At 72.3% G+C, this 8,354-nt stretch carries 9 protein-coding genes and 1 pseudogene; 5 read left to right on the top strand and 5 right to left on the bottom strand.

Annotated features, from left to right (window positions below; genetic code table 11):
* Together FNH04_RS36275 and FNH04_RS36270 are read right to left on the bottom strand one after the other, a co-directional pair.
* The coding region (locus FNH04_RS36275; protein WP_194236923.1) for an AraC family ligand binding domain-containing protein at positions 1-413 on the bottom strand (413 nt) is incomplete at its 3' end.
* A 57-nt stretch (positions 414-470) separates the two neighbouring features.
* Positions 471-1,055 (bottom strand): Uma2 family endonuclease, encoded by a 585-nt coding sequence (locus tag FNH04_RS36270; protein ID WP_152790090.1) that lies wholly within the window; start codon positions 1,053-1,055, stop codon positions 471-473.
* A 172-nt stretch (positions 1,056-1,227) separates the two neighbouring features.
* Here FNH04_RS36270 and FNH04_RS36265 point away from each other — a divergent pair, with 172 nt between their 5' ends.
* From FNH04_RS36265 to eda, 4 genes are all read left to right on the top strand, one after another.
* Positions 1,228-1,998, top strand: a complete 771-nt coding sequence (locus FNH04_RS36265) for a MerR family transcriptional regulator (RefSeq protein ID WP_152790089.1) — start codon at positions 1,228-1,230, stop codon at positions 1,996-1,998.
* 11 nt (positions 1,999-2,009) lie between these two features.
* Positions 2,010-2,642 carry a hypothetical protein gene (locus tag FNH04_RS36260; protein ID WP_386575482.1) on the top strand — a complete coding sequence of 211 codons (633 nt, stop codon included), beginning with the start codon at positions 2,010-2,012 and terminating at the stop codon, positions 2,640-2,642.
* Between the two features lie 82 nt (positions 2,643-2,724).
* Positions 2,725-3,507 carry a peroxide stress protein YaaA gene (yaaA, locus tag FNH04_RS36255; RefSeq protein WP_152790087.1) on the top strand — a complete coding sequence of 261 codons (783 nt, stop codon included), beginning with the start codon at positions 2,725-2,727 and terminating at the stop codon, positions 3,505-3,507.
* A 75-nt stretch (positions 3,508-3,582) separates the two neighbouring features.
* The gene (gene eda, locus FNH04_RS36250) at positions 3,583-4,251 is read left to right on the top strand and encodes a bifunctional 4-hydroxy-2-oxoglutarate aldolase/2-dehydro-3-deoxy-phosphogluconate aldolase (RefSeq protein ID WP_152790086.1); all 669 of its coding nucleotides are present in this window, start codon (positions 3,583-3,585) and stop codon (positions 4,249-4,251) included.
* 120 nt (positions 4,252-4,371) lie between these two features.
* Here eda and FNH04_RS36245 read toward each other — a convergent pair whose 3' ends face one another.
* The 3 genes from FNH04_RS36245 to FNH04_RS36235 all read right to left on the bottom strand — a co-directional run bounded on the left by FNH04_RS36245 (position 4,372) and on the right by FNH04_RS36235 (position 7,363).
* A complete protein-coding gene (locus tag FNH04_RS36245; RefSeq protein WP_322724834.1) occupies positions 4,372-5,682 on the bottom strand; it encodes a bifunctional RNase H/acid phosphatase in 1,311 nt (436 codons plus the stop codon).
* A gap of 86 nt (positions 5,683-5,768) precedes the next feature.
* Positions 5,769-6,512, bottom strand: coding sequence for a zinc ribbon domain-containing protein (locus FNH04_RS49155; RefSeq protein WP_152790085.1), 744 nt, complete (start codon positions 6,510-6,512; stop codon positions 5,769-5,771).
* Positions 6,509-7,363, bottom strand: coding sequence for a Nif3-like dinuclear metal center hexameric protein (locus FNH04_RS36235; protein ID WP_322724833.1), 855 nt, complete (start codon positions 7,361-7,363; stop codon positions 6,509-6,511). Before FNH04_RS36235 ends, FNH04_RS49155 begins: the two co-directional genes overlap by 4 nt.
* A 289-nt stretch (positions 7,364-7,652) precedes the next feature.
* Between FNH04_RS36235 and FNH04_RS36230 the strand changes: the two are divergent.
* Positions 7,653-8,354 (top strand): annotated as a pseudogene (locus FNH04_RS36230) (hypothetical protein); the annotation flags it as partial.

The raw sequence follows: 8,354 nt of genomic DNA, 5'->3' as shown, positions 1-8,354 counted from the left end.
GTCTCCAGGGGGTCGGGGCAGGTGCTGAGTTCCGCGTGCGCGGTGCGCAGGGCTGCCGCCAGTTCCGGGTCGTCGATGACGGGGTCGCGGAAGTGGGGGATGCCGGTGAGGGTGCCGTCGGTGAGGAGGGACGGGGCCGGGTAGAGGGCGCGGTACGCGTAGCCGTTCGGGTCCGCGATGCCGGTGTGGGCCTCGCCGGGGGCCAGGACGATGATCGCGCCCGGGCCCGTGTGGATGCCGCCGCCCCGGTAGTCGATGTACGAGGCTCCCGTGACGCAGATGCCCACGCTGAATTCGTCGTGCGCGTGCGGGGCGTAGCGGTGGCGGGCGAAGCGGGCGGTCAGCAGGTCGAGGGGACGGCCTTCGCGGCCGAGGGTGGTACGGGTCCAGCGGGCCTGTTCGCGTTCGCTCATCTCGCACCCCCTCCGTTGGCCGCCCCCCAGGCTACGCCCGAGGGCGCAGGGGAGGACTCAGAGGAAGTCCGAGGTCTCCAGGTCGAAGGCGAAGGGCTCGGGGAGGGCGATCGACTTGCCGAAGGGGCGGGTGCACAGCTGGCGGTAGTCGTCCTTCTCCGGGTAGCTGAACAGGGTGACGGAGGAGGCCTTGCGGTCGATGAGCAGGTAGAGCGGGATGCCGCCACGGGCGTAGCAGCGGCGTTTGGCTTCGCGGTCGGCCTGGGGTTTCGTGGACGTCACTTCGGCCACCATGGCGACGCCGTCGCAGGGCATCCAGGACTCGGCGCCCCGGTAGAGCCGCAACTCCGTGGGGGCGAAGGTACCGTCCGGAATCACGTGGTTCTTCGGGCAGCCGCCCCCGCTCTTCAGCTTCAGGCCTTTGTTCCCGGAGAACTGCATGTCGGTCCGGGACCGTCTGATCACCTGGCTCACGATCAGCCCGATGTAGTCCTCGTGATCCCCGTCCGGTGGCGGTGTCACAACGATCTCCCCCTCGATCAACTCGGCCCGGAAACCCTCCGGGGTGTCCAGGGCGAGAAAGCCCTCGAGCAGGACCTCTTCCTGGTCCTGCGTGAGCGGCTCATGGGCCATGGCAGTCATGTCACGCCCCTCCTTCTGTCGCCCGCCAGACTGGGACATCGGCTGATCACCTGTCCGTGAGATGGGAACCGTTCCCTCGATCGTGGCACACGATCACGGTCGCCGTCCGGCTTCGCCCCGCCCTGAGGCGCTCGCTTGACCCTGCCGCGACGTCAACGTTTCTACTGAGGGCATGAGGATCGGAGAGCTGGCCGCGGCCGTCGGGGTCACCACGCGGACCGTGCGGCACTACCACCATCTGGGGCTGCTGCCCGAGCCGGAGCGGCGGCCCAACGGATATCGGGACTACTCGCTGCGGCACGCCGTCGTGCTCGCGCGGATCCGGCGGCTGACCGAGCTGGGGCTCGGGCTCGCCGAGGTGCGGGACGTGCTGGCGGACGACGCGGGGCGCGACCTCAGCGAGGTGCTCGCGGAGTTGGACGAGGATCTGGCCCGGCAGGAGGAGGCGGTCCGGGAGCGCCGGGGCCGGTTGCGCGCGCTGATGGACGAGGCCGAGCGCGGGCGGCTGCCCGCCGAGGGGCCCGTCTCCCCCGAACTCTCCGCCCTCTTCCGGGAGATGGCCGAGACGGACAAGGAAGCGTACGCGTCCGCCACGGCCGCCAAGGACCGGGAGGTGCTCGCGCTCATCGACACCGCGGCGTCCCCGGAGGACCGGGAGAGGCTGATGGCCTCACTGCGGAGCGCGTTCGAGGCGCCGGGCGCGGTGGAGCGGGCGCACCGGGCGTACGCGCTGCTGGACGAGCTCGTGGCGGCCGACCCCGGTGATCCACGGGTGGAGGAGGCCGCGCGGGCGATCGCCGGCTGTGTGCCCGGGGCGCTGGTTCCGGACGGCGACATCGACGAGCACCACAGTTTTCTGCGCGCCCTCTACGCCGAGTTCGCCCCGGCCCAGGCCGAGGCGATCCGCCGCGCGCTGCTGATCGTCACGGAGGGACGCCGATGAGGGGGATGCCGATGAGGGGGACGTCGATGAGGGGGATGCCGATGAGGGCCTCGGCTCGGGTCGCCTTCGTCCTCGTTCGGCATGAAGTCCTCTTACTGACAAGCGTGTTGAGGTGGTTGGGGCGCCGGGCGCACGGTGTCGGTGACGACCGGGCGTTCGGGTACGCGCGCGGGCAGGGGGCCGTGATGTTCGGCTTCGGCTTCGTGTGCGCGATCGAGACGGCCACGATGTCGGTGCTGCTGCGCGGCTTCCCGCTCCTGCACGGCTTCTTCCTGGTCGTCGACCTCTACACGATCCTGATCGTCGCCGGGCTGCACGCGGCCTCAGTGACCCGCCCGCACGTCCTCACCGCCACCACCCTGCGCCTGCGCCGGTTCGCCACGGTCGATCTGCGCGTGCCCCTCACCGGCATCGCCTCCGTGCACCGCGAGCTGCGTACGACGCACGAGAAGCGTGAGGGTGAACTGGACCTGGTGGTCGGCTCGCAGACCACGATCGCCCTCGAACTGGCCGAGCCCGTCGAGTACCTGACCTTCTTCGGCCGGCGCAGGGCCGTACGGCTGGTGCGTTTCCACGCGGACGAGCCGGACGCGCTGGTGGCGGAGTTGCGGTCCGTCGGCGGTCCCGTGACGGCCACCCCCTGACCCGTGACGGCCACCCCGTAATCTGGCGCGAGGCCCCCGAGGTCCTCCGAGGCCCTTCCCCGTACGTACCGCTAGGAGAACCATGCTCGTCCTGCTGCCGCCCTCCGAAGGCAAGGCCGCCTCCGGCCGCGGCGCCCCGGTGAAGCCGGAGTCGCTGTCGCTGTCGGCGCTCACGGCGGCGCGCGAGGCCGTCCTCGGTGAGCTGGTCGAGCTGTGCACGGGTGACGAGGACAAGGCGCGCGAGGTGCTCGGGCTGAGCGAGGGCCTGCGCGGCGAGGTCGCCAAGAACGCCGGGCTGCGCACGGCGGGGGCGCGGCCCGCCGGGGAGATCTACACCGGTGTGCTGTACGACGCGCTGGACCTGGCCTCCCTGGACGCGGCGGCGAAGAGGCGGGCCGCGCGCTCGCTGCTGGTCTTCTCGGGGCTGTGGGGCGCCGTCCGCGTGACCGACCGCATCCCCTCGTACCGCTGCTCGATGGGCGTGAAGCTGCCCGGGCTGGGGGCGCTCGGCGCGCACTGGCGCTCCCCGATGGCCACCGCGCTCCCCGAGGCGGCCGGTGACGGTCTCGTCCTCGACCTGCGCTCCTCGGCGTACGCGGCCGCGTGGAAGCCGAAGGGTGAGGTCGCGGAGCGGACGGCGACCGTCCGGGTGCTGCACGCGCCGACCCGGAAGGTCGTCAGCCACTTCAACAAGGCCACGAAGGGCCGGATCGTACGCAGTCTGCTGTCGGCCGGCGCCGCTCCCGGCAGTCCTGCGGAGCTGGTGGAGACCCTGCGCGGGCTCGGGTACGCCGTCGAGGCCCAGGCACCCGGCAAGGCGGGTCAGCCCTGGGCGCTGGACGTGCTGGTGGAGGAGATCCACTAGGCGTCCACCAAGGGCGCGTTGCAAGCTGCGCAATGCCCTTTGCGTGTGCTGCTCACCAGCGGGCACGATGAGGCCATGACCTCACCGCTGTCCTCCTCTCCCCCTGTCTCGGGCCCCTCGGAAGCCGAGGACGCCTCGGTGCTGGATCTCGCAGCCGTCGTCCCCGTCGTGGTCGTCGAGGACCCCGCCGGCGCCGTGCCGCTCGCGCGGGCGCTGGTCGCCGGGGGCCTGCCCGCGATCGAGGTGACACTGCGGACACCGGCCGCGCTCGACGCGATCCGGGCGATCGCCGACGAGGTACCGGGAGCGGTGGTCGGCGCGGGCACCGTCATCACGCCGTCGCAGGTGGCGGAGTGCGTGGCGGCCGGGGCCCGGTTCCTGGTCAGTCCCGGCTGGACGGACGTACTGCTGGAGGCCATGCAGGCGTCCGGGGTGCCGTTCCTGCCGGGGGTGTCGACGGCCTCCGAAGTGGTGGCGCTGCTGGAGCGGGGCGTACGGGAGATGAAGTTCTTCCCGGCGCAGGCGGCGGGCGGCACGGCGTACCTGAGGTCGCTGGCCGGGCCCTTGCCGCAGGCGCGGTTCTGCCCGACCGGGGGGATCGGCCCCGCCAACGCGCCGGAGTACCTTACGCTTCCCAACGTCGGCTGTGTGGGCGGTACCTGGATGATCCCGGCGGATGCCGTCGCGGACGGGGACTGGGACCGGATCGAGGCCCTGGCCCGCGAGGCGGCCGCGCTGCGCTGACGTGCCGACGCGGTGGTTGCGTGTCAGCGCGGGTGGTTGCGTGCCGACGCGGTGGTTGCGTGTCAGCGCGGCTGGTTGCGTGCCGGCGCGGTGGTTGCGTGTCAGCGCACGTGGGGCGTGTCAGCGCAGGTGGGACGTGTCGTTGAGGAGCCGGAGCGAGGCGTTTCCGTCCGCGTAGTACGCCACCACCGACAGCGAGGCGGCGGAGAGCTCCATACGGAACAGGGACTCCGGAGGCGCGCCGAGAACCAGCCGTACGAGGGTCTTGACCGGCGTGACATGGCTGACGAGCAGGACCGTGCGGCCCGCGTACGCCGCGACGAGCTTGTCCCGGGTCGCGGCGACCCGGTGGGCCACGGCCTCGAAGCTCTCGCCGCCACCGGTGGGCTGGGCCCCCGGCGAGGCCAGCCAGGCGTTGAGGTCCTCGGGGTGGCGTTCGCGCACCTCGGCGAAGGTGAGCCCCTCCCAGTCGCCGAAGTCCGTCTCCCGCAGGCCGTCCTCGATCTCCACCCGGAGGCCGAGCCGGGCCGCGACGATCCCGGCGGTCTCACGGCAGCGGGCGAGCGGTGACGACACGACCGCCTGGATGGTGCCGCGGGCGGCGAGGGCGGCGGCGACGCGCTCCGCCTGGTGCCGCCCGCCGTCGGACAGCGACGGGTCGGACCCCCCGCTCCCCGAGAACCGCTTCTGGGGCGTGAGCGGCGTCTCCCCGTGCCGCAGCAGTACGAAGGTCGCGGGCGGCCCGAGGTCGGGCCCGGCCGCGGCCACGTTCCGCGCGGCGCGCAGGTCGGCCTCGGCCTTCGCGGCTCCGGGTGCCGTCTCTCGTGACGTATTCCGTATGGCGCTGTCCCGTACGGCGCTGTCCCGCGCCCCGGCGAGGGCGGCCCGTGCCTTCGCCGCGCCCGCGGTGGCGTCGCCCGGAGGGCCCGTCGGCTCCGGAGGGCCCGTCGGTTCCGGCGCCGGGGCCTTCGTCGCCCGGGCGTCGAGCTCGGCCGTGGAGGCCGACGGAGACCACTGCTCGCCGCGCTGTCCCGCGTCCATCGCCTCGTTGGCCAGGCGGTCCGCGTGCTTGTTCTGCTCGCGCGGGATCCACTCGTACGTGACCTGGGAGGACGGGAGGACGGTCGCGGCCTCCAGGGCGAGGGGCTTCATGCCGGGGTGCTTGATCTTCCAGCGGCCCGACATCTGCTCCACGACGAGCTTGGAGTCCATGCGGACGCGCACGGAGGCGGTGGGGTCGAGTTCGCGGGCCGCCTTCAGTCCGGCGAGCAGGCCCCGGTACTCGGCCACGTTGTTCGTCGCGACACCGATGTACTCGGCCGCCTCCGCCAGCGTCTCGCCCGTCGCCGCGTCCATGACGACCGCGCCGTAGCCCGCGGGCCCCGGGTTGCCCCGGGACCCGCCGTCGGCCTCGACGATGAACTCCCGCACGTCGTGAGTCCTTACGCTCTCGAGCCCCTAGGCCCTTTGTTCCCTTGTTCCCTTGTTCCCTTGTTCCCTTGTTCTTCCCTTGGTGTCTACAGACCCGACTCGGACGTCCGGACCAGGATGCGGCGGCAGTTCTCGCAGCGCACCACCGTGTCGGGCGCGGCCGCGCGGATCTCGTTGATGTCAGTGATCGCCAGTTCCTGGCGGCAACCCTGGCAGGTGCGCTGGTACAGCTTGGCGGCGCCGATGCCGCCCTGCTGCTCGCGCAGCTTGTCGTACAGCTTGAGCAGGTCGGCGGGGACGGAGGCCGCGATGACCTCGCGCTCCTTCGTCACCGAGGCCGCCTCGCCGTCGATCTCCTCGAAGGCCGCGTCGCGGCGTGACGTCGCGTCGTCGATCTTCGACTGGACGGAGGCGACCCGGTCGGTCAGCTCGGTCACCCGCTCCTGCACGGACTCCCGGCGCTCCATGACCTCGAGGACGATGTCCTCCAGGTCGCCCTGCCGCTTGGCGAGGGAGGCGATCTCGCGCTGGAGGTTCTCCAGGTCCTTCGGGGACGTGATCGCACCCGAGTCGAGGCGCTGCTGGTCGCGGGCGGCGCGCTGGCGCACCTGGTCCACGTCCTGCTCGGCCTTGGTCTGCTCGCGGGCGGTGTCGCTCTCCTCGGTCTGCGCGGCCACGAGCAGGTCGCGCAGCTGCGTGAGGTCCTTGGTCAGCGACTCGATCTCGGCGTGCTCGGGCAGCGACCTCCGCTTGTGCGCAAGCTGCTGCAGTCGTACGTCCAGGCCCTGGACGTCGAGGAGGCGGATCTGGTCGGCGGGCGCGGCGTTCAGTTGGGGGCTCCCGGGGAGTCAGAAGGGGTGGACGCCGCGTGGGCGGTCCAGGGGTCGGTGACCGTCTTCGAGACGTGGACCCTCAGGTCCCATCCCTTCCGGTCGGAGATCTCGTCGAGCTGGGCGGCGGCCAGCTCGCACCAGGGCCACTCGGTGGCCCAGTGCGCCGCGTCGAGCAGCGCGAGAGGGCTGTGGGCGCGGGCCTCCGACGCCGGGTGGTGGCGCAGGTCCGCGGTGAGGAAGGCGTCGACTCCGGCGGCCCGTACGTCGTCGAAGAGGCTGTCGCCGCTGCCGCCGCTCACGGCGACCGTGCGGACGAGCGCCTCGGCGTCGCCGGCCACCCGGATGCCCTGCGCGGTGGCGGGCAGCCGCTCGGCCGCGCGGGCCGCGAACTCCCGTACGGTCAGCGGGTGGTCCAGCTCGCAGACGCGGCCGAGGCCACGGCGGCCGTCGGGGTCGGAGGGGTCCGGCACGAGCGGCCGTACGACCCGGAGATCCAGCGCGCCCGCGAGGGCGTCGCTCACGCCCGGGTCGGCGGTGTCGGCGTTGGTGTGGGCGACGTGCAGGGCGATGTCGTGCTTGATCAGGGTGTGCACGACGCGGCCCTTGAAGGTGGACGCCGCCACCGTGGTCGTACCGCGCAGATAGAGCGGGTGGTGGGTGACCAGCAGGTCGGCGCCCAGCTTCACCGCCTCGTCCACGATCTCCCGGACGGGGTCGACGGCGAACAGGACCCGTGAGACCTCCTGGTCGGGGTCTCCGCAGACCGTGCCGACCGCGTCCCATCCCTCGGCCCTTTCGGGAGGCCAGAGGGCGTCGAGCGCGGCGATTACTTCAGACAGACGAGGCACGGAGAAAAGGCTACCTGGCGCCTCCTCGCGCCTGAACCGGCGCGGCTCTCAGGACGCCTCCCCGTGCCTGAACCGGCACCGCTCTCGCGGACCTGGTCGGTCGCCGTCGTGGGTGCTCGTCGTGGGTGCTCGTCGTGGGTGCTCAATTGATGCGCGGCCCCCTCCAGCACACCCGCCCCGGTTTCCTCCGGTGAATCGCGGGACCGACACCCTTATGTGTGAAGCATCCGCCCGCCGATGCCACGTCTGTGCGTACGAAAACTAGCTTCGTCGCTGGAGGTGACCGAGGATGACGGTCTGTGCCACCGAGACGGCCACGGGGAACGACGACAACGACGGGGTCCCGCGGCCCGGATGCGTGATCACCGCCGACGGGACGTACGCGGCGCGTCTCGCCCTCGCCGGTGAGTCCTGGTTCCCGGAGCGCTGGACCCTGGACGGCCCCGAGCCGTATGCCGTGCCGCTGCCCGGGAACCAGCCGGAGGAGCCCGGTACCGAGGTGCTTCCCATGCGGGACGGGCGTGTCCTGATCCACCGTGTCGCGGGCGGGCGGCATCTGTTCTCGCTGCTCTACCCGACGGGGCCGGGCACGGGTGAGCTGCCGCTCGGTGCGGTCGAGTGCGCTGACCCCGCCGTCCGGGTGCGGCTGCTGCCGCCGGTGCCGGGTGGGGACTGCGCGTACGCCCTTGCCGTGGGCGGGAGTTCGAGTGCTGTGTGGCTGGTGGCCGGCGGGGCGTCGGGGCCGGAGCGGGTGGCGGAGATGCCCGGGCGGTGTTCGGGGGGTGTGTGGCTGAACGGTGCGGGGCGGCTGCTGGCTCTGGACCGGTCGCTGGAGGGCCGGACGAAGACGGTGGTGGTGAACCTGGGGCGGGGTGGCGAGGTGTCCCCACTGCTTCAGATCGCCGCGGACAGTGATGACCGGCTGTTGCTCGCGGATCCGGACAGCGGGCTGCTGCTGATTCGCTCGGACGCGCCGTCGCCGGGGCATGAC

It is taken from the genome of Streptomyces phyllanthi, assembly GCF_009377205.1.
GTDB lineage: Bacteria > Actinomycetota > Actinomycetes > Streptomycetales > Streptomycetaceae > Streptomyces > Streptomyces phyllanthi.
The sequence above is the reverse complement of the archived record's forward strand: the minus strand, read 5'-3'. Positions and strand labels throughout refer to the sequence as shown.